Source organism: Mumia zhuanghuii (assembly GCF_042681565.1).
Taxonomy (GTDB): Bacteria; Actinomycetota; Actinomycetes; order Propionibacteriales; family Nocardioidaceae; genus Mumia.
In genome coordinates this window covers 602,689-622,017 of record NZ_JBHUFT010000001.1, presented here as the reverse complement: position 1 = coordinate 622,017, position 19,329 = coordinate 602,689, and the positions used below count along the sequence as shown (strand labels likewise).

The 19,329-nt window shown below is 69.6% G+C and carries 17 protein-coding genes; 10 read left to right on the top strand and 7 right to left on the bottom strand.

Going from position 1 to position 19,329, the window contains the following annotated elements; translation table 11 throughout:
- Positions 1-42 precede the first annotated feature (42 nt).
- Positions 43-468 (bottom strand): hypothetical protein, encoded by a 426-nt coding sequence (locus ACFSDF_RS03015; RefSeq protein WP_377156128.1) that lies wholly within the window; start codon positions 466-468, stop codon positions 43-45.
- A gap of 75 nt (positions 469-543) precedes the next feature.
- On the opposite strand from ACFSDF_RS03015, the gene ACFSDF_RS03010 reads away from it, so the two are divergent.
- A complete protein-coding gene (locus tag ACFSDF_RS03010; RefSeq protein ID WP_167001317.1) occupies positions 544-1,473 on the top strand; it encodes an acetamidase/formamidase family protein in 930 nt (309 codons plus the stop codon).
- Positions 1,474-1,599: 126 nt separating this feature from the next.
- A complete protein-coding gene (locus tag ACFSDF_RS03005; RefSeq protein WP_167249243.1) occupies positions 1,600-2,982 on the top strand; it encodes an MFS transporter in 1,383 nt (460 codons plus the stop codon).
- Here ACFSDF_RS03005 and ACFSDF_RS03000 read toward each other — a convergent pair.
- Positions 2,945-4,144 (bottom strand): homogentisate 1,2-dioxygenase, encoded by a 1,200-nt coding sequence (locus tag ACFSDF_RS03000; RefSeq protein WP_167249245.1) that lies wholly within the window; start codon positions 4,142-4,144, stop codon positions 2,945-2,947. The two genes, ACFSDF_RS03005 and ACFSDF_RS03000, sit on opposite strands and share 38 nt — an antisense overlap.
- 68 nt (positions 4,145-4,212) lie before the next feature.
- Here ACFSDF_RS03000 and fahA point away from each other — a divergent pair, with 68 nt between their 5' ends.
- The 4 genes from fahA (at position 4,213) to ACFSDF_RS02980 (ending at position 7,081) form a co-directional block, all read left to right on the top strand.
- Positions 4,213-5,442, top strand: a complete 1,230-nt coding sequence (fahA, locus tag ACFSDF_RS02995; protein ID WP_167249247.1) for a fumarylacetoacetase — start codon at positions 4,213-4,215, stop codon at positions 5,440-5,442.
- Positions 5,439-6,164, top strand: coding sequence for an IclR family transcriptional regulator (locus ACFSDF_RS02990; protein WP_167249249.1), 726 nt, complete (start codon positions 5,439-5,441; stop codon positions 6,162-6,164). The genes fahA and ACFSDF_RS02990 overlap by 4 nt, the downstream gene beginning before the upstream one ends.
- Positions 6,165-6,282: 118 nt before the next feature.
- Complete coding sequence (locus ACFSDF_RS02985; RefSeq protein ID WP_255490688.1) at positions 6,283-6,417, top strand: hypothetical protein; 135 nt, start codon at positions 6,283-6,285, stop codon at positions 6,415-6,417.
- Between the two features lie 67 nt (positions 6,418-6,484).
- On the top strand, positions 6,485-7,081 hold the full coding sequence (locus tag ACFSDF_RS02980; protein ID WP_167001312.1) for a hypothetical protein: 597 nt from the start codon (positions 6,485-6,487) through the stop codon (positions 7,079-7,081).
- Between the two features lie 89 nt (positions 7,082-7,170).
- On the opposite strand, the gene ACFSDF_RS02975 is transcribed toward ACFSDF_RS02980, so the two are convergent.
- Entirely contained in the window at positions 7,171-8,016 is an 846-nt protein-coding gene (locus tag ACFSDF_RS02975) for a 3-hydroxybutyryl-CoA dehydrogenase (RefSeq protein ID WP_167001311.1), read from the bottom strand.
- 340 nt (positions 8,017-8,356) lie between these two features.
- On the opposite strand from ACFSDF_RS02975, the gene ACFSDF_RS02970 reads away from it, so the two are divergent.
- From ACFSDF_RS02970 to ACFSDF_RS02955, 4 genes are all read left to right on the top strand, one after another.
- The gene (locus ACFSDF_RS02970; protein ID WP_167002273.1) at positions 8,357-8,836 is read left to right on the top strand and encodes a DUF4334 domain-containing protein; all 480 of its coding nucleotides are present in this window, start codon (positions 8,357-8,359) and stop codon (positions 8,834-8,836) included.
- Entirely contained in the window at positions 8,833-9,903 is a 1,071-nt protein-coding gene (locus ACFSDF_RS02965) for an alcohol dehydrogenase catalytic domain-containing protein (RefSeq protein ID WP_167249251.1), read from the top strand. Before ACFSDF_RS02970 ends, ACFSDF_RS02965 begins: the two co-directional genes overlap by 4 nt.
- A 404-nt stretch (positions 9,904-10,307) precedes the next feature.
- Positions 10,308-13,025, top strand: coding sequence for an outer membrane protein assembly factor BamB family protein (locus tag ACFSDF_RS02960; RefSeq protein WP_167001308.1), 2,718 nt, complete (start codon positions 10,308-10,310; stop codon positions 13,023-13,025).
- A gap of 186 nt (positions 13,026-13,211) precedes the next feature.
- Positions 13,212-14,174: a ThuA domain-containing protein gene (locus ACFSDF_RS02955; RefSeq protein ID WP_167001307.1), complete on the top strand. Its 963-nt coding sequence runs from the start codon at positions 13,212-13,214 to the stop codon at positions 14,172-14,174.
- 434 nt (positions 14,175-14,608) lie between these two features.
- Here the strand turns inward: ACFSDF_RS02955 and ACFSDF_RS02950 are convergent, their stop codons facing one another.
- The 4 genes from ACFSDF_RS02950 to ACFSDF_RS02935 form a co-directional block, all read right to left on the bottom strand.
- Complete coding sequence (locus ACFSDF_RS02950; protein WP_167001306.1) at positions 14,609-15,364, bottom strand: ABC transporter ATP-binding protein; 756 nt, start codon at positions 15,362-15,364, stop codon at positions 14,609-14,611.
- Positions 15,361-17,211 carry a branched-chain amino acid ABC transporter ATP-binding protein/permease gene (locus ACFSDF_RS02945; protein WP_167249253.1) on the bottom strand — a complete coding sequence of 617 codons (1,851 nt, stop codon included), beginning with the start codon at positions 17,209-17,211 and terminating at the stop codon, positions 15,361-15,363. Before ACFSDF_RS02945 ends, ACFSDF_RS02950 begins: the two co-directional genes overlap by 4 nt.
- Complete coding sequence (locus ACFSDF_RS02940) at positions 17,208-18,077, bottom strand: branched-chain amino acid ABC transporter permease (RefSeq protein ID WP_167001304.1); 870 nt, start codon at positions 18,075-18,077, stop codon at positions 17,208-17,210. The genes ACFSDF_RS02945 and ACFSDF_RS02940 overlap by 4 nt, the downstream gene beginning before the upstream one ends.
- 100 nt (positions 18,078-18,177) lie before the next feature.
- A complete protein-coding gene (locus ACFSDF_RS02935; protein ID WP_167001303.1) occupies positions 18,178-19,323 on the bottom strand; it encodes an ABC transporter substrate-binding protein in 1,146 nt (381 codons plus the stop codon).
- Between the last annotated feature and the right edge of the window lie 6 nt (positions 19,324-19,329).

Below are 19,329 nucleotides of genomic sequence, written 5' to 3'. Positions count from 1 at the left end.
GAGGGTACCTGTCGCTCCCCAGCCGTCCGACCGCACAGTGGCTCAGCTCAGCCGCACCAGCTGCACGCGACAGGCAGGAGCGGCGCCGGCGTTGACCGGGAGGCGTTCGACCGTGAACGGCGTGTCCACCCCCGTCGGGACCTTCGGGATGACCAGACGACGCGCCTTGCCCTGCGTCGACCCCGGAGACGCCACCAGCACCGTGACCCGGTAGTCGGCCTTGCGTCCGCTGTTGACGATCACGCCGCGTGCCGACCATGTCTTTCCGTCGGCACCGCGAGGGCACGAGAACGACAGGAGGTCCTGGGGTGCGGCTGCCGCGGGCGGTGCCGCCGAGGCGGTGGCGGTGGTCGCCGACGGCGTCGGATCGGCTGCAGTCGACGGCTTCTGGTCACCCCCTGCGCATCCCGCGAGGCCGCAGACGAGGGCGGCAGTGGCGGCGATCGCGGGGAGCGGCAGGCGGCGCATACGGCCATGAGACCACGGGAGTGCGACGGTTCCGGGGAGGCGCAGCGCGGCACCGTTCTCCGGCACAATGACGCCGTGACCCACCACGACCTCGACGGCGCGCCCCACCACCTCTGGACCACCACCCACGAGCCCCGTCTCGAGGTCGTCTCCGGCGACACGATCGCGTTCGCGACCGAGGACGCGGTGAACGGTCGGTACGACGAGGTCGCCACCGGCGGCGCGATGCCGGCATCCGACCCGACCCGTCCGTCGTACCCGCTGGCCGGCCCGATCCTGGTCGCGGGCGCGCAGCCGGGCGACGTGCTCGAGGTCGAGATCCTCGAGGCGGCCGGGACCAAGGGGTTCGGCTGGACCTCGATGGTCCCCGACGAAGGGCTCCTTGCCGGCGACTTCGACGAGTCGTACCTCTACCGCTGGGAGATCGACGGCGACCACACCGACATGGGCGACGTCGCGCGGGTGCCCGTACGACCGTTCTTCGGCGTGGTCGGCGTCTGCCCGGACACGGTCGACCCGCTGCCCGTGATGCCGCCGGGCCACTTCGGAGGCAATCTCGACTGCCGTGACCTCGTGGTCGGCTCGTCGGTGTTCCTCCCGGTCCAGGTCCCCGGCGCCCGGCTCGCGCTCGGCGACCCGCACGCCGCGCAGGGCGACGGCGAGGTGTGCGTGAGCGCGATCGAGTGGGCAGCGCAGGGAGCCGTGCGCGTCCGTCTGCATCAGGGGCGCCGCATCCCGGGGCCCCAGTTCCGTACGCCGGGGCCGCTGCGCGCGGGCATCGACGACGCCGGCTACTACGCGACGACGGGGATCGCGCCGTCGTTGATGGACGCGGCCAAGGACGCCGTCCGGGCGATGATCGACCACCTCAACCACACGTACGGGCTGGACCCGCGCGACGCGTACGTGCTGTGCAGCGTCGCAGTGGACCTCAAGATCTCCGAGGTCGTGGACGCCCCGAACTGGGTTGTCAGCGCCTACCTCCCGCTCTCGATCATGCGCTGACGCCACGTCGCACGGGGCACCGCTTGACCTCAAGTCCGCTTGAGCATCGAGCATCGTCGGGTGCCCCTTTCCCCGCCGCGTCCGAGTGCGCCACTACGTCTTCGTGATCCCCGCTATCTCCCTTTCGTGGTCGGCGCGCTCGCGCTCGTCACGCTCGGCGCGTTCGAGAACCGCGCGACGATGGCGGTGCTGCCGACGGTGGCGGACAGTCTTCACGGGCTCGACCTGTTCGGCGCGGCAGCAGCGGCCCCGCTCGTGTCGTCGGTCATCGCGATGGTCGTCGCCGGACAGTGGTGCGATCGTCGCGGACCGGCGCCGGCGCTGCTGACGGGGATGGGCTGCTTCGTCGTCGCGCAGCTCGCGATGGCGACCGCACCAACGATCGGCGTGTTCGTCGCCGGGCGCGTCGTCGCCGGCGTCGCCGAGGCGTTCCTCGACATCGCGCTCACGGTGATGGTCGCGCGGCTGCTGCCCGCAGGCCTGCGGCCCGCGATGTTCGGCGCGCTCGCGACGGCGTGGGTGCTGCCGTCGCTCCTCGGGCCACCGGTCGCCGGGCTGCTCGCCGAGCATGCCGGCTGGCGCGTGGTCTTCGCCGCGGCGCCCGTGCTGATGGTCCCGGCCACGGCGTGCCTGGTGCCGTCGCTGCGACGCCTGCGCGACGCCGCGCCGCCCGCGCCGTCCGCGCCGTCCGCACCGTCCGCACCGTCCACCGCAGCCAACCGCGTGGCGATCGGCTCGGCGGTCCTCGTCAGCGTCGGACTCGCGGCGTTGGCGCTGGGTGGACCTGCGGCAACCAGCGCCTCCAGCCGCGGCGCCGGGGTGCTGGCGCTCCTGACAGGCACGGCACTGATCGCCGTCGGCGCTCGCCACGTGCTCCCGCCCGGCACGCTCCGGCTTCTGCCCGGGATCCCGGCGACCGTCGCACTCCGCGGAGCTCAGGCTGCCGCGTTCGCCGGAGCGGGCGCCTTCATCCCCCTCATGCTGACGCAGGTCCACGGTCTCGGGCCGACCGTCGCCGGCGCCAGTCTCACGATCACCGGCGTGTTCTGGGCGGCCGGCTCCCAGCTCAACGGGACGGCGACCGTCCAGCGACGGACGACGACCGTGGGGCGGATGCGAGTGTCGTTCTGCCTGATCGCGGCCGGAGTCGTCGGTCCGGTCCTCGTCGCGCTCGACGTCGTCCCGGTGTGGCTCGGCCTCACCCTGTGGGCGCTCGCCGGGACGGGCATGGGGATCGGCTCGCCGACGCTCGCGAACCACGTGCTCACGCTCGCGCCGCCCGACGCGCAGGGTCAGATGTCGGGGGCAGCCATGCTCTCCTCGACCGTCGCCCAGTCGGTCTACGTCTCGCTCGCGGGCGCCGCCCTGGCCTCAGGTGCCGCGTCGTCGACGACGCTCGCGGCGATCCTCGCCGTGCCGGCCACCCTCGCCCTGGGCAGCGCGACACTGGTAGCCAGGCTCGTCGAACCGGTCAGTCGCGCCGATCCCGCAGACCTCGTGCGGCGCTGAAGGCGTACACGCCGTCGTCGCTCTGCGTGCCGGCCTCGCCGACCTCGAGCGGCCGGAACGTGTCGACCATGACCGCGGTCTCGTCGAACTCGTGCACTCCGATCGACGCCTCGACCGCACCGGGCTGCGGCCCATGCGCCATCCCGCCCGGGTGCAGGGTGATCGACCCCAGCGCGACGGCCGATCCCTTGCGGGACTCGTAGTCGCCGGCGACGTAGAACATGACCTCGTCGGAGTCGACGTTGGAGTGGTAGTACGGCACGGGGATCGACAGGGGGTGGTAGTCGACTTTGCGGGGCAGGAAGTTGCAGACGACGAAGTTGTAGCCCTCGAACACCTGGTGCACCGGCGGCGGCTGGTGCACCTTGCCGGTGATCGGCATGTAGTCCTCGATGTTGAAGGTGTACGGGTAGAGGCAGCCGTCCCACCCGACGACGTCGAACGGGTGCGTCGCGTACGTCATCCGCGTACCGACGACGTCTCCCCTCACGCGGTGCTTGACCAGCACCTCGACGTCGCTGCCGTCGACCAGCAGGGGCTCGTCCGGGCCGTGCAGGTCGCGCTCGCAGTACGGGGCGTGCTCGAGAAGCTGACCGAACCGCGAGAGATAGCGCTTTGGCGGGGAGATGTGGCTGTTGGCCTCGATCGCGTACAGGCGGCTGAGCTCGGCAGGGACCCAGCGATGGGTGGTCGCACGCGGGATCAGGACGTAGTCGCCCCCGCGATAGGGCACCACCCCGAACACCGTCTCGACGACGCCCGTGCCCGCCTCGACGAACACGCACTCGTCACCGATCGCGTTGCGGTAGTAGGGCGAGGTCTCGCCGGCCACGACGTACGAGATCCGCACGTCGCCGTTGCCGAGCACGAGACGGCGCGCTGTCACCGGGTCGAGCGCCTTGGCCTCGGCGTCGTCGAACAGCGTGTGGAGGCGCAGGTGGAGGGGACGCAGCGGGTAGTTGGGCGTGGTCGCGAGGTCCGGGAGCTCCCACGGCTCGCTCGCGGCGATCGCCGTCGGCACACCCCGGTGGTAGAGCAGCGACGAGTCGGACGAGAAGCCCTCCTCGCCCATCAGCTCCTCGTAGCGCAGCCGTCCGTCCTCGCCGCTCAGCTGCGTGTGGCGCTGGCGCGGGACCTCGCCGACCTTGCGGTAGTACGCCATGACGCTCCCTCCCGATAATCGGTCACTGCTTGTTCCTTTAAAGAACATCGTTCGACTAAGGTGCCGGTATGTCAACCGTCCAACCGACGTGGGTCGAGGGAGCCGCAGGCTCTGGGTTCGACGTCGACCACCTGCCGTACGGGGTCTTCACCCGCGACGACGACCACCCCCGGGTCGGGGTGCGGATCGGCGACCTCGTGCTCGACGCAGGGGCCGCCGAGCCGCCCGCCGCCCTCGCGCCCTACCTCGACGCACCCACGCTCGACCCGCTGATGGCCGCAGGGCGCGCGACGTGGGACGCAGCGCGCGCGTGGCTGACCGAGGTGCTCACCGACGCATCCGCTGCAGAGCGCGTCAGCCCGCACCTCCACCCCGTCGACGAGGTGTCGCTCCGCCTGCCGTTCACGGTCGCCGACTATGTCGACTTCTATGCGTCGCTCGATCACGCCAGCAACGTCGGCCGGATCTTCCGCCCGGAGGCCGAGCCGCTCCTCCCGAACTGGCGCCACCTCCCGGTGGCCTACCACGGGCGCGCCGGGACCGTCGTCGTCTCGGGCACCGACGTCGTACGGCCATGCGGCCAGCTGAAGGGACCGGCCGACGAGGCACCGTCGTACGGGCCGACCGCCCGGCTCGACATCGAGGCCGAAGTCGGCTTCGTCGTCGGCGTGCCGACCCGCCTGGGCGACCCGGTGCCGACGAGCGCGTTCGCTGACCACGTGTTCGGGGTGGTGCTCCTCAACGACTGGTCGGCGCGCGACGTGCAGGCCTGGGAGTACGTGCCGCTGGGCCCGTTCCTCGGCAAGTCCTTCGCGACCTCGGTCTCGGCGTGGGTGACGCCACTGGCCGCGCTCGAGCCCGTACGGGTGCCGCTGCCGACGCAGGAGCCCGAGCCGCTGCCGTACCTGCGGGTCGACGAGCCCGCCGGGTACGACCTCGCGCTGGAGGTCGTGGTGAACGGAGAGACGGTGACGCACCCTCCATACCGGACGCACTACTGGGGACCCGCCCAGATGCTCGCGCACCTGACCGTCAACGGCGCGTCGCTGCGGACCGGCGACCTGTACGCGTCGGGGACGGTGTCGGGCCCCGCACGCGAGGAACGCGGGTCCTTCCTCGAGCTGTCGTGGGGCGGGCGTGAGCCGTGGACCGCCGGCGGCGAGCAGCGGACGTTCCTCGAGGACGGCGACGAGGTGGTCCTGCGCGCCACGGCCGGCACCCTCACCCTCGGCGAGGTCCGCGGGCGTGTCTCTCCTCCGCCTCGTCCGCGATCTGTGCAGAAAGCCGGGGAATCGTGACGGGGAGACCTCGACACGCTGCACAAGTCGGGGACGGCGGCGGTGGCTCGCAGACCCTCGAGCGCGGGCTCGTGGTGCTCGAGGCGATCGGCGCGGCCGCTCCGCGCGGCGTGACCGCGAGCGAGATCGCCACGCGTACGGGGCTGCACCGCTCGATCGCCCACCGGCTGCTGGTGAGCCTGCAGCGCACCGGCTATGCGACACGTGACAGCAGTGGCCGGTACGATCTCGGCCCCGCGCTCTCCACCCTCGCGGCGCGCTCACGCCCGAACATCCACGACGTCGCCGCCCCGGTCCTCGACGCGCTCGCGACCGAGCTTGACGCCACCGCGAGCCTGATCGAGGCGATCGGCGACGCTGCGGTGACGACCGTGGTCGCGGAGCCGCCGACGGACGGGCCGCGCTTCTCGTACCGGCTGGGCAACCGCGACCCCCTCGACCGCGGCGCCGGAGGGCTGGCGGTGCTCGCCTCCGGCCCGGCGACACCGGACGAGCCCGCACGCGTCGCCTCCGTACGCACGGACGGCGTCATCACGACGTTCGCCGAGCTCAACCCCGGCGCGTACGGCATCGCCGCGCCGGTCCACGGACTGCGGGGCACCCGTGCGGCGGTCGCCGTGATCACGAGCCGCGAGGACGTCGCCGATCGCGCTGCCCCGCGCGTCGCTGCCGCCGCCGCCGAGATCGCCGCGCGCCTGGGGCGGCCCGTCAGCGAAGACTGAGGGGCGACGGAGACGGGTTCGATGTCCTCGCGGAAGGCGGGTCCACCTCGCGACCGCAGCTACGGTCGGCGGGCCACAGCCGCGGTTTGCCGCTCGACGGGCCGGGTACCGCTCGCCCATGTCGATTCCCACCACAGACCCCGAGGACCCTGACACGATCGAGCCGGACGTCGTCCCGAGCCTCGATCCCGAACCCGGCGACGTCCCCCCGCACGACGAGCCGCCGGAGACCGAACCTCGCATCCCCGAGTAAGGACGACCCCTCCGGGGTTACGGTCGGAGTGTCCCCCGACGGTCTCGGATCAGCGAGGGAGACACGTATGTTCATCCAGGTCATCCAGGGTCCGTGCAGCCGCCAGGACGAGATGCGCGCGGCCATGGAGCAGTGGCGTACGGAGCGTGCCGACGAGGTCGTCGGCTGGCTCGGCGGCACATACGGGTTCACCGACGACGGCACGTTCGTGGCGGTCGTTCGGTTCGACTCCGAGGAGTCCGCGCGATCCAACTCCGGCAGCCGCGAGCAGAGCGCGTGGTGGGAGCGGACGCGGATGCTGTTCGACGGCGAGCCGATGTTCCACGACTGCACCGATGTGACGGTCGCGCTCGATGGCGGGTCGGACGAGGCCGGGTTCGTGCAGGTCATCCAGGGTCGCGTCTCCGACGCCGACCGGCTCAAGGCGATGATGACCGACACCGACCAGCTCCACGAGGCCCGCCCGGACATCATCGGCGCCTCGCTCGCGATCTCCGACGACGGCACGTTCACCGAGACCGTCGCGTTCACCGACGAGGAGTCGGCGCGGCGTGGGGAGCAGCAGGACATGCCGGCCGAGATCCGTGCCGACATGGAGTCCGCGATGGCCGACGCGTCCTACCTCGACCTCCACGAGCCGTGGTTCGCCTCGCGCCGGGGATGACGCCCACCGGGCGGGACCGGCGGTGACCCTAGTCCTACGCAACCCCGTCGCGTAGGACCGTACTCACCGCCAGCGCCCGGCCGGACGGCTCACTCGTACGTGTGGAAGCCGCGCCCCGTCTTGCGGCCGAGCAGACCCGCGTCGACCATGCGGTTGAGCAGCGGCGGCGACGCATAGAGGGGCTCCTTGAACTCCTCGTACAGCGACTCGGCGACCGCCTTGGTCGTGTCGAGACCGATGAGGTCGGCGAGGGCGAGCGGGCCCTGCGGGTGCGCGGCACCGCGGACGAGGCCCTCGTCGATGTCCTCGGCCGTCGCGAAGCCGGACTCGAGCATCCGGATCGCCGACAGGACGAACGGGATGAGCAGCGCGTTGACGACGAACCCGGCGCGGTCCTGACTGACGATCGCGTGCTTGCCGAGCTGGGACTCGACGAACGCCCGCGCCTGCAGGGAGGTCTTCTCGCTGGTCAGCAGGCTCGGCACCAGCTCGACGAGCGAGAGCACCGGGACCGGGTTGAAGAAGTGGATGCCGAGCACCTTGTCGGGCCGGCTGGTCACGACCGCGAGCTTCATGATCGGGATCGACGACGTGTTGGACGCGAGGATGGCGTCCGGCGACTCGACGAGCGCATCGAGCTGCTTGAAGAGCGCGACCTTCGTAGCCTCGTCCTCGACGATCGCCTCGATGACCAGCTCGCGGTCGCGCAGCGCGTTGATGTCCTCGACGATGCTGATGCGCTCGAGGACGGCGGCCGCGCTCTCGATCCGGCCGCGCGACTCAGCACGCTCGAGCGACTTCGTGATCCGGGCCAGCCCCGCCTCCACGCGCTCAGGAGACGACTCCACCGCGATCACATGGGCGCCCGACCTCGCACACACCTCCACGATGCCCGCACCCATCAGGCCGCAGCCGACCACACCGATCTTGTCCATGGCACTCCCTCATGACGAAGGACACGCACCTCGCGCGCCCCACCCTCGACCGTACGGAATACCTGCGAGTAACCCCAAGTCCGTTCCGAAGTACGGAATGCCGGACCGTCTACAGAAATCCGGCACACCGCCCGGGCGAGGCGACACCTCGAGGTCATCCCCGACGCGTCACACCACGGCCTGGCCTGTCCACCCCGCCGGCGAGCTCACCGCCGTCCTGACAGAGGCCCTCGTCCCCAGGACGTGAGTGACGCCGAGTCCCCGCTCAGCACTTCCGCCACGGCTGCATGCCCACTAATGTCAGGCGTCAGCCGAGGATTTGTTAATGGGGGTTCACATCATGACCGTGACACCGCACGCTGTTCGAGACCGGTGGGACGCACTGCGCGCCCACGACGGCCCGGTCGACACCGAGGCGCTCGACGCACTCTGGGCCGCCCTCGCGACCGTCGACGCCGGCGAGATCCTGGGGAGCTGGACGGGCTTCGCCTTCTCCACCGGCCACCCGATCGAGCGCAGGCTCACCAAGACCCGTTGGCACGGCAAGCGCTTCGCCTCGGTGCACGAGGCCCAACCGCTGATCTGCGCCGACGACGACGGCAACCTGTTCTCCGACGTCACGTCCGGCAACGGCGAGGCGAGTCTGTGGAACGTCGAGTTCCGCGGCGAGGTCACCGCGACCATGGTGTACGACGGGATGCCGGTCTTCGACCACTTCAAGCGTGTCGACGACAGCACGCTGATGGGCATCATGAACGGCAAGCCGGCGCTCGTGCTAGCCGACGGCGCACACTTCTACTTCGGCCTGGAGCGGGAGTGAGGACGAGCGTCCTGCTGCACCGAGGCGACGACGCGGCCTCGCTCGTCGCCGCCGAGCTCGACGACCCGGGCGCCGACGAGGTGCTCGTACGGATCGAGGCGACCGGGCTGTGCCACACCGACCTCGTGACGCTGGCCGGGCTCCGGGGTGCCCCCGCCGTGCTCGGCCACGAGGGGTGCGGGACCGTCGAACGCGTCGGCGACAGCGTGACCACCCTCGCGCCCGGCGACCGCGTCGTGATCTCCTTCCGGTTCTGCGGCCAGTGCCCGCAGTGCGTCGCCGGCCACCCCGCGTACTGCCTGCAGGCGCCTCACCTCAACAGCTCTGGCCGCCGTCCGGATGGCTCGGCGACCCTCACTGTCGGCGGCCGACCGGTCTTCGCCTCGTTCTTCGGACAGTCGTCCTTCGCGTCCCACGCGATCGCCCCGGCGCAGTCGTGCGTCCGGATCGACCCCGACGTGCCCGCGCACCTCGCTGCGCCCTTGGGGTGCGGCTTCCTCACCGGCGCCGGCGCGGTCCTCAACACCCTGGCCCCGCAGACCGGCGACCGCCTCCTGGTCGTCGGCGCGGGCGGCGTGGGCGCTGCGGCGGCGGCGACCGCGACCGCCGTCGGCGTAGAGACCGTCGTCGTGGACCCGCTGGAGCCCCGGCGTGCCCTCGCGCGGTCCCTGGGCGCCACGGCGTACGCGAGCCTCGACGATCTCCCGCCCGTCACCCACGCCCTCGACACGACGGGCCGGGCCGACGTGATCGCCCAGATGCTCACGACGTTGTCGCCGCGCGGCATCGCGGCCCTGGTCGGTCTGGGCAAGGCGCTCGGCGAGATCGACCTGCGCGACGTGATGCTGCGCGGCCTTCAGATACGAGGCTGCGTCGAGGGAGACGCGGTGCCCGGCGAGCTCATCCCGAGGCTGCTCGCGCTCTACCGGGACGGGCTGCTCCCCCTGGAGCGGCTCGTCACCACCTTCGGGCTCGAAGAGTTCGACGCGGCGGTCAAGGCGCAGCGGGACGGGGTGGCGGCCAAGGTCGTGCTCCTGCCGCCCGCCACCCCGCACCGTCACGCATAAACGACATCGTGGTCTGCGCCCGCTGCGTAGACCGTCGGCCGGTACGGGGGCGCGCTCCTCGACGTGCCCGTCCAGACCCTCGGCGCGACGGTCGTCCAATCGCTGCTCGAGACCACCGGGCTCGGGCGTTTGGTCGCACTCGACGCCGGGCTGCCGGTCACCGTCCCCGGGATGTAGATCGACCGTCGGTGCGGCTCAGGCTCCAGGCGGTCGTGCTGACGTCCGCACTCGTCACCGCCGGGCTCGCGAGGCCGGTGTGCTTGCCAGCCACCGGTCGAGACTACTACGGTGCGAGTCACCAGTCGGTCTGACCAAACCGCTAGATGGATCGTCGTACCGGCCGGGCGCTCGCAGCTCGCGGGCGGACGGGGAGGGACCCGTCGGACCGACAAGGAGAAACTAGGATGCGCAAACCTCTGATGAAGAGGCGGACTGCGGCGGTGCTCGGGACGGTGCTCACGGTGACGCTGGCTGCCTCCCCGGCCGCCGGCCTCGTGATCGCTTCCGAACGCAGCTCACCACCCGGCCTGACCGGCGTCGAACCAGCCGGGGCGGACATGCCCACCGTCGGCGGGAACCTGGGCAACCAGCACTACTCGAGCTTGACGCAGATCAACAAGCACAATCTCGACACGCTCGGCCCCGCATGGCGTACGAACGTCTCCGCGGTCGCGCCGGCCTCCGACGACGTCGGGCAGCAGACGACGCCCATCGTGGTCGATGGCGTGATCTACACCGACACTCCCAGCGGCGGTGTGATCGCGATCGACGGCAAGTCGGGTGACTCTCGGTGGAAGTGGGAGCCGACCGGCTTCCCGGCAGCCGGCACACGCCGTGGCGTCTCGGCCGGCGACGGCAAGATCTTCACGCTCGGCAGCGAGCGGGTCGTCGCCCTCGACCAGAAGACCGGCGAGCAGGCCTGGGTCGTCGAGCCCAAGGGGCCGAACGGCGAGGATCTCGGCAACATCGACCGCGTCGCGACCGTCTACCACGACGGCATCGTCTATGCGCACGCAGCCAACGGCGATCGCGCCGCCGTTGTCGCGCTCGACGCCAGCGACGGCACCTACCTGTGGCACTTCTTCGGCGGTCCGGACCGCGGCGCCGTCTTCACCGACGTCAACGGGAACTCCGTCGTCGCTGGAGACACATGGGGTCCGGGGCTGCCCGACGGCACCGACTGTTCACTCGAGGGCGGTTCGACGCCCTGGATGCATGGAGCCGTCGACCCCGAGCTCGGCATGTACTACATGACCTTCGGCAACGCGCGGAGCTGCAACAGCTCACAGGACGGTTCGAACCGGCCGGGCGACAACCTGTTCTCCAGCACGATGGTGGCCGTCGACATGACGACCGGGGCGTACAAGTGGCACTACCAGTCGATCCGTCACGACGTCTGGGACATGGACAACGTCCATCCGCCGACGCTCGCCGACATCAAGGTCGCCGGGAAGAAGCGGAAGGTCGTCTTCTACGGCAGCAAGTCCGGACACCAGTTCGTCCTGGACCGCACCAACGGCAAGCCGGTGCTCCCCGTCGTCGAGAAGCCGATGATCACCGACTCCCGCCAGAACCACGCGGCGACGCAACCCTTCCCCAAGGAGAACCTGCTGCCCGAGTGCGTCGTATGGCAGAAGCTCGAACCGAAGAACATCCCCGGCGACCCGTGGCGAGGCGTGCCGAACTACAACGGCTACCAGCCCAACGAGGATGGTCGCCTCGTCTTCAACCCGGACAGCTACGTCAAGGCAGACGAGCCGTTCCTGACGTACCCGAAGGGGCAGGATCACCGCGAAGGCTGCATGTATGACCCCCAGTGGGACCTGCCGATCCTGTCGACCACCAGCCCGAACGGCGGCGGCGACTGGTCGAACCACTCGTACAGCCACCGGACGAACCTCGTGTACTTCCCGTACGGGACCAACCCGGTCGCGCACTGGAACGGGGCCAGCTCTAACGGCCAGAGGGCGATCGGCCAGTACCAGACCGGCGGCATACTGGCGTACGACGCGTCGAGCGGCAAGGTGAGGTGGAAGAACCACCTCGGCACGGACATGGCCCACGGCCAGGGTCCGCTGACCACGGCGAGCAACCTCCTGTTCGTCGGACAGGCCAGCGGCAACCTCCTTGCGATGGACGCCACCAACGGGAAGGCGCTCTGGGACTTCCAGACCGGCTCGGGCATCGCAGCCGCCCCGATCACCTACGAGATCGACGGTGAGCAGTATGTCGCCGTGCTCGCCGCAGGCTCGACCAACCCGTACGGAGGCTCGGTCACCCAGGGCGACTCCCTCTGGGCGTTCAAGCTCGGCGGCAAGTACACGACCGAGTCCGGCAGCCAGGAGGGCCCCGACACCGCTCCGCTGACGATCCGCCGGCCCGTGCAGGGCAACCCGGTCGAGGGCGACACGGTGGACAACACCGTGCTGCTCGGTCGTGTGGACCGCACCACGGACACCGCCGCTGCGCAGGACAGCACCTCTCAGCGCGGGATGGCGCCGACGCACCTGCGCGTCCCTGTCGGGACGACCGTCACGTTCCGCAACCCGGGCGCGGAGACCTTCCCGAACTTCCCGAACAAGCTGGAGCACTGCGCAACGCAGTACTTCGAGGGAGAGTTCAACCCGCGGCTCAAGCCGGGCGAGACGTACAAGCACACCTTCGACCGGGCGGGCGAGTACTTCTTCAACGACTGCACCGATCCGCGCCCAGCGGGCAAGATCGAGGTCTACCTCGAGCCCCAGGACCGACCGGGTGCACTGACGTTCGTGCCGAGCTCGCTGCGCCTCGGGTCGGCGACGGGGGTCTTCACCGGCGTGCGCGGCACGGTCACCGCCGTGCTCGACGTGCCGCGCGGCTACGTCTACGACGGTGACGCCGTTCTGCTGACGCCTCTCTCGAAGACCCCGGTCAAGGCGACGAAGGTGCGCACGGTCGCGAGCGCCTGGCCGTGGAAGGGCACGTCAGGAGGGACGAGGCTGGTCGTCCAGTTCGACAAGGCCGATCTCGACAACAACGTGCCGGAAGGTCGCGACGTGCCGCTGACGCTGGTGGCGAACTTCCTCAGTAAGGGGGTACAGAAGCAGCTGGCCTCCACGACGGCCGCACTGGTCGTCAAGTAGCGAACCGCAATGGGTTGCCGGTCATGCCTAGCGCATGTCCGGCAACCCATTGCCGTCTAGTGGATCTACCGATCCACTTCGTGAATTAGGTCACGGCAAACCCTTGCGGGGAGTCAAAGCTCGCCGCTAACCTCAGGTCCATGCAGTGGACCTTTTAAACCATCTAATGGAACGGAGTCCCTCATCATGAGAGGCAAACTCACCGCCGCCCTGTCGGCCGTCACGAGCGCGGCGGCCACCGTCGCAGCCGTCGCGGCCTTCAGCCCGGCCGGTCACGGTCACGGAGGCGGCTCGACAAACGCCGAGGCGATATACACCGACGCGATCACCGACTACGGCGTCTGCCGCGGGGTCGACCCGGAGTGCTACAACGACTGGGGCAACGGCTACACCGAGGGCGAGACGAAGCGGATCCTCATCTACAGTCGGACCGCAGGCCCCCGCCACGCCCACCTCGGGACACCTCTCGCCCCCGGACTCAATCCGCCCCTGGGCGAAGACAACGTTGCGCAGCGCGGCCTCAAGGCGTGGGCCGAGGAGCAGGGCATCACGGTCGACTGGACCGAGGACGTCAGCCGCTTCTCGGGCCTCAGCAAGTACCAGGCCGTCGTGTTCTTGAGCTCCAACCGTGACACGCTCGACGACACTGCCCAGACGAACCTGCGTCAGTACGTCCGCGGCGGCGGCGGGTTCGTCGGCATCCACAACGCGTTCGGCGCCGAGTACAACTGGCCCTGGTACGAGGGCCTCCTCGGCGGGACGAACTTCTACGATCACAGACCGAACCGGCCGGGCACGGTACAGACCCTGGACAGGAAGGACGTCTCCACCAAGAACCTCCCACGCACGTGGGCGTTCACCGACGAGTGGTACAACCTCGAGCCGGTCCCCAGCTTCGTACGCGAGCTCGCCAAGGTCGACGCCAAGACGAGCTCGACACCCGAGCGCGCGTCCGGCCACCCCGGCCACGGCGACAAGCACCTCGTGAGCTGGTGCCAGTACTACGACGGCGGAAAATCCTGGCTCACCACGCTCGGTCACGACGTCGCCGCCTGGACCGACGCGCCGCTGGAGGGCGACGCGTACTTCAAGGACCACGTCGTCCACGGTCTGCTGAGCGCGATGGGGGTGGAGCCCTTCTGCAAGTAAGGGCGGTCGGTCATCCGGTGAAGGCCGGGCGCCTTGTCCAGGCGCCCGGCCTTCGACGTGTCGACATCACGAGCCGACCCGCTCTACCGACGTTCGTCGAGGGTGAGCCCCGCGCAGGGGCAACGACCGCGGCTGCACGACTCCCATGCCGAAGCCGAGTCTGAACGCGGAACGGAACATGAGGTCGGTGTCGTGCCGCACCGAAGAGCCGCCAGGCCACGATGAGCAACCCGGGCCGAGGGCCCGCCCGAGCGAGGCCCTGAACGTGTACCACCCCAAACGGGAGTCCAGCGCCGACGCACCGGTTGGCGACGAGCGTCTGTTGACTCCGACAGCATGAAGACGCCGGTCGATCCCGCCACCACAGCCGCCCCGACGAGGGGCGCGAGCGCGAACGTCCCACCGACCACACTCGAGCCCGTACGCCGAGACCGTCAGAGGCCGAGGTAGATCCGACGCACGGACGGGTCGTGCCTCAGCTCGTCCGCGCGCCCTTCCATCTGCACGGCACCGTTCTCCATGACGAGGCAGCGCGAGGTCGCCTCGAAGGTGAGCCAGGCGTTCTGCTCGATCAGAAGGAGACTGATGCCGCTCTCGCGCAGACGTTGCAGCACCGCGAGCACTTCGCCCACCAGCTTCGGCGACAACCCCATCGACGGCTCGTCGAGCAGCAGGATGCTCGGCGACGACATCATCGCGCGCCCGATCGCCAGCATCTGCTGCTGGCCACCGGAGAGCGAGCCTGCAAGCCGCGTCCTCATGTCCGCGAGGACGGGGAAGAGGTCGTAGACCTGCCGCAGCACGTCCGCGGTCCCGCTGTCGCCCCGCTTACGCGAGAACGCGCCGAGCTCGAGGTTCGCCTCCACGCTGAGCCCACCGAAGACGTGCCTGCCTTCGGGGACGTAGCCGACACCGTGCCGTACGACGTTGCGCGCCTTGACCTTGGCGAGGTCGACGTCCCCGAGACGCAGACTGCGTGCCGAGCGTGGCGCGAGCCCCATGAGCGCACGCAGCGTCGAGGTCTTGCCGGCACCGTTCGCGCCGATGATGCCGACGCACTCGCCGGGAGCGACGGCGAACGACAGGTCGTCGACCGCGACGACCCCGCCGTACCTGACGGTGAGGCCGTCGACGACCAGCTCGGCGGGACTCAGCGCGTCGGCACGCGAGCGGAAATCCAAGTCCGTCATCGTGACAGCTCCTCGTGCTCCTCGGGCGCGTGCTCTGCGCTCTCGATGTCGGCTTTGTCGGGCACCAGATCGGCGAGCTGCGAGACATCGCCCAGGTACGCCTCGATCACTTCGGGGTTGGTGACGACCTCGGAGGGAGGGCCGTCCGCGATCACCTTGCCGCTCGCCAGGACCGTCACCTCGTCGCAGAGCGACATCACCAGGCCCATGTTGTGCTCGACCAGGATCACGGTCACGCCGCCGTCACGGATGGCGTGGACGATCTCACGCAGTTGCCCGACCTCCTGCCCGTTGAGACCGGCCGCCGGCTCGTCGAGGAGGACGACCCGCGGATCGGTCGCCATCGCCCGTGCCAGCTCCACGCGCCGCTGGATCCCGTACGGCAACGACGTCGGCGTCTCGTCCGCATACTCGGAGATGCCGAACTCCTCGAGGAGCTGATCGGCCCTCTGTCGCAGCCGCTTGTCGGTGCGTGCGACGCCCAACGGCCAGAAGACGTAGCCCACCATCGAGGCCAGCGTGCTGCGGTCTGCCGCGACCATGACGTTCTCCCGCACGGTCAGCGCGCTGAACAGGCGAAGGTTCTGGAACGTCCGTGCGATCCCCCGACGGGACAGGGTTGCGGCCCCCAATGACGTGACGTCGTCACTGTCGACGAAGAACTGCCCCGCGGTAGGCGTGTAGAGCCCGCTGATGACGTTGAGGAGCGTGGTCTTGCCCGAGCCGTTGGGGCCGACGATGCCCCGGATCTGACCCGCGTCGGCGGTCAGGGACACATCCTGCAGCGCCTTCACGCCCTTGAAGTGCTTGCTGACTCCATCGATCCGCACGACGGCAGGCGGGCGCTCCCGCGCCGCAGCCTGCGCCTCGGGGTCGACCCGGAACGGCTTGATCGTCGCGCGGTCGGCAGGCTTGCCTCGCCGCAGCGCCCTCACTCGGTCGGGGATGCCGGCAAGCCCGGTGGGAGCGAAGACAACCGCCAGGACGACCACGGTCCCGTACCCGAGCTGGGCGTAGGTGGAGAAGTCGATGAGCCACTCACGGGCGAACGAGAGGACGACCGCACCGATAACACAGCCGATGATGCTCTGACGGCCACCGATGATGACCATGGCGAGGAGGAGGAACATCGTCGCGAGGTTGAACGACTCGGGGGCCACGTAGCGGATGAGCCCGGCATACAGCACCCCGGCGACGCCGCCGTACACGCTGGCGATGCCGAACGCGACGATCCGTAGCAGCGGCACGTTCGCACCGAGCGCACTCGCGGCGATGGAGTCGTCCCTCATCGCCTTCATGCGGCGGCCGAGGCGGGTGTGCGAGACGAAGAGGGCGAACGCCAGCGCGAGGACGAAGACGACGACCTCGAGGTAGTAGTACAGGTACTCGCTGCTGAGGTCGATCCCGAGCATCGGCGGCACCGGGATCCCTGAGATCCCGTTCGCGCCCTGTGTGACCGACGCGTTCGTCACCCAGCTGGTGAAGGCGAGGGCCAGGCCGAGGGTGACGATGCCGAGGTAGTGGGACTGGACGCGGAGCGCGGGGATGCCGACGACGAGTCCGGCGAGCAGGCTCGCCAGCACGCCGAGGACCGCGGCCGTCCAGAACCCCCAGCCCTGAACCGTCGTGAGGATGGCGACCGTATAGGCACCCACGCCGAAGAAGGCCACCTGCGCCAGGTTGATCTGGCCACCGAGCCCGAGGGCAACGCCGAGCCCGATCGCGAGGAGAGCGAAGATGATCGTGACGTCGACCACGTGAATCTGGTATGGCCCGACGGTGTAGGGCAGCAGGTACAGCAGCACGGCCACGACCGCCAGGGCCGGGATCTTGATCTTGATACTCATGCTCGGTTCACCGTCCGCTCTCCGAAGATGCCCGTGGGCCGGATCATGATCAGCATCGTGAACACGACGAACACGACGAGCTCGGAGTAGCCCTCGAACTCGCCGGCGGCGAAGGCGTCGAGGATCCCGATCAGCAGGCCACCGACGATGGCGCCCTGGATGTTGCCGAACCCGCCGAGGATCGCGGCCGCGAAGCCCTTGATGCCGAGCGTGCCGCCGAGCGACGCGTTCACGTACAGGAGGGGTCCCGCGAGGCTGCCCGCGATCGCGGCGAGACCTGCACCGATCGCGAACGCGATCGCGTTGCTGCGACCGACGTGGATGCCGACAGACGTCGCGGCGTCAGGGTCCATCGCCACCGCCTGCATGGCGGTGCCCATCTTCGTGCGGTGGAGGAATGTGACGAGCGCCAGCGTCGCCAGCGCGGCCACGACCAGGACGACGATGCTGTAGGTACGGATCTTGATCCCCGCGACGTCGAGCGGGGCCGCGTCGATCGGAGTCGGCACAGCGCGCCCCGTGGCACCCCAGATGATGACGGCGAGCGCCTCGAGCACGATGCCGAAGCCGATCGTCCCGATCAGCATCAGGTCGAAGTCCCTACCCTCGAGGGGGCGCAGAACCCTCTCGATCACGAGACCGAGCAACGCCGTGATGACGACGGCGATCGCAACGGCGAGCGGGAAGGGGAGGTTGGCGGTCATGTAGAAGGTCGACGCGGTGAAGGCACCCACCATGACCACCTGCCCGTGCGCGAAGTTGACGAGCCCCATCGTGCGGTAGACCAGCGAGAAGCCGAGCGCCACGAGCGCGTAGAGCGCTCCCAGCGTCAGTCCACCCATCAGGGTCTGGAGTGCGACTTGCATGCCGATCCTTTCGGGGTACAGCCGTTCGGCGTCGGGCTTGGGCGGTGACGTGCCGTGCTGCGGGTCGGTCGTGAGACCGCCCCGCAGCGCCGGGCTCTTGTCACTGCACTGCCGTCAGCGTTCCTCCGTGGATGGTGCCGACCTTCGTCTCGTGGATCCCCACGCCCGACTCGTCGAACTCGAAGGTGCCGAGCAGGCCGTCGTACGAGATCGAGCGGATCTCGTCAGCGAGCTCCTTGCCGCCCTTCCCCCCGGTCGCCTCGAGCGCCGTGAAGAAGATGTTCGCACCGTCGTACGCCTTGGCTCCGTGCATCTCGGCTGCCTCGCCGTACTCCTCCTCGTACGCCGCAGCAAACTTCTTCGACGCGTCGTTCTCGTCGTTGCTCAGGTACGGGGTGCTGACGATCGTGCCCTCGGCGTTGTCCTTGCCAGCCGTCTCGACGTACACGTTCGTCGCGAGCGGCGCCGCGCCCGCGAACACCGCCTCGATACCGAGCTCGCGGGCCTGCTTCGCGACCAGGCCGGCCTGAACCTCTTCGGCACCGATGAAGAGGACGTCGGGCTTCTTCGACCGGATGTCGGTGAGGATCGAGCTGAAGTCCTTCTGCTCCGCGGTGACCACCTTGTCGTGGGTCGGCTCGATGTCCCGCGACGCGAGCGCAGCCTTGAAGGCGTCGTGCTCGCCGGTGCCGTAGCCGCCGTTGTTGGTGACCATGGCGAAGGATTTGTATCCCTTGTCCTCGACGAGGTACCGAACCAGTGTCTCGTCGTACGTCACGCTGGTCGGGCCGTTGAGGAACTGGAATGGGCTCCCCAGCTCCGAGATGGCCGGAGACTGGCCCGAGGTGATGCTCGGGATCTCCGCCTGGCGCAGGATCGGGTTCATCGCCTGCGTCACGGCGCTCTCCGCCGTGCCGAACATGACGACGTAGTCACCGCTCGTGATCTTGCGCGCGATCGACGTACCGGTGGTCGGGTCGCCCTGGGAGTCGTACACGGTCAGCTTGAGCTTGCGCCCGTCGATTCCGCCGTTCTTGTTCCACTCGTCGACGGCGAGCTCCACCCCTTTCAGCTCCCAGGCGCCGAGCGCGCTGAGCTGGCCGCTCTGCGCATCGGCGAGGGCAATCTTGATGTCGCCGGTCGTCGAGGCGTTCGAGTCGTCCTCGCCTGGGGTGCCGCAGGCAGCCGTCGTGGTCAGCAGGATGCCGGCCGCGGCGGCCACCATCAGCATTCGGGTTGGGGTCATGGGTGT

Coding starts and splice junctions, on each gene's coding strand:
- ACFSDF_RS03015 (WP_377156128.1), bottom strand. CDS start 468: ATGCGCCGCCTGCCGCTCCCCGCGATCGCCGCCACTGCCGCCCTCGTC.
- ACFSDF_RS03000 (WP_167249245.1), bottom strand. CDS start 4,144: ATGGCGTACTACCGCAAGGTCGGCGAGGTCCCGCGCCAGCGCCACACG.
- fahA (WP_167249247.1), top strand. CDS start 4,213: ATGTCAACCGTCCAACCGACGTGGGTCGAGGGAGCCGCAGGCTCTGGG.
- ACFSDF_RS02985 (WP_255490688.1), top strand. CDS start 6,283: ATGTCGATTCCCACCACAGACCCCGAGGACCCTGACACGATCGAGCCG.
- ACFSDF_RS02980 (WP_167001312.1), top strand. CDS start 6,485: ATGTTCATCCAGGTCATCCAGGGTCCGTGCAGCCGCCAGGACGAGATG.
- ACFSDF_RS02975 (WP_167001311.1), bottom strand. CDS start 8,016: ATGGACAAGATCGGTGTGGTCGGCTGCGGCCTGATGGGTGCGGGCATC.
- ACFSDF_RS02970 (WP_167002273.1), top strand. CDS start 8,357: ATGACCGTGACACCGCACGCTGTTCGAGACCGGTGGGACGCACTGCGC.
- ACFSDF_RS02960 (WP_167001308.1), top strand. CDS start 10,308: ATGCGCAAACCTCTGATGAAGAGGCGGACTGCGGCGGTGCTCGGGACG.
- ACFSDF_RS02955 (WP_167001307.1), top strand. CDS start 13,212: ATGAGAGGCAAACTCACCGCCGCCCTGTCGGCCGTCACGAGCGCGGCG.
- ACFSDF_RS02950 (WP_167001306.1), bottom strand. CDS start 15,364: ATGACGGACTTGGATTTCCGCTCGCGTGCCGACGCGCTGAGTCCCGCC.
- ACFSDF_RS02945 (WP_167249253.1), bottom strand. CDS start 17,211: ATGAGTATCAAGATCAAGATCCCGGCCCTGGCGGTCGTGGCCGTGCTG.
- ACFSDF_RS02940 (WP_167001304.1), bottom strand. CDS start 18,077: ATGCAAGTCGCACTCCAGACCCTGATGGGTGGACTGACGCTGGGAGCG.
- ACFSDF_RS02935 (WP_167001303.1), bottom strand. CDS start 19,323: ATGACCCCAACCCGAATGCTGATGGTGGCCGCCGCGGCCGGCATCCTG.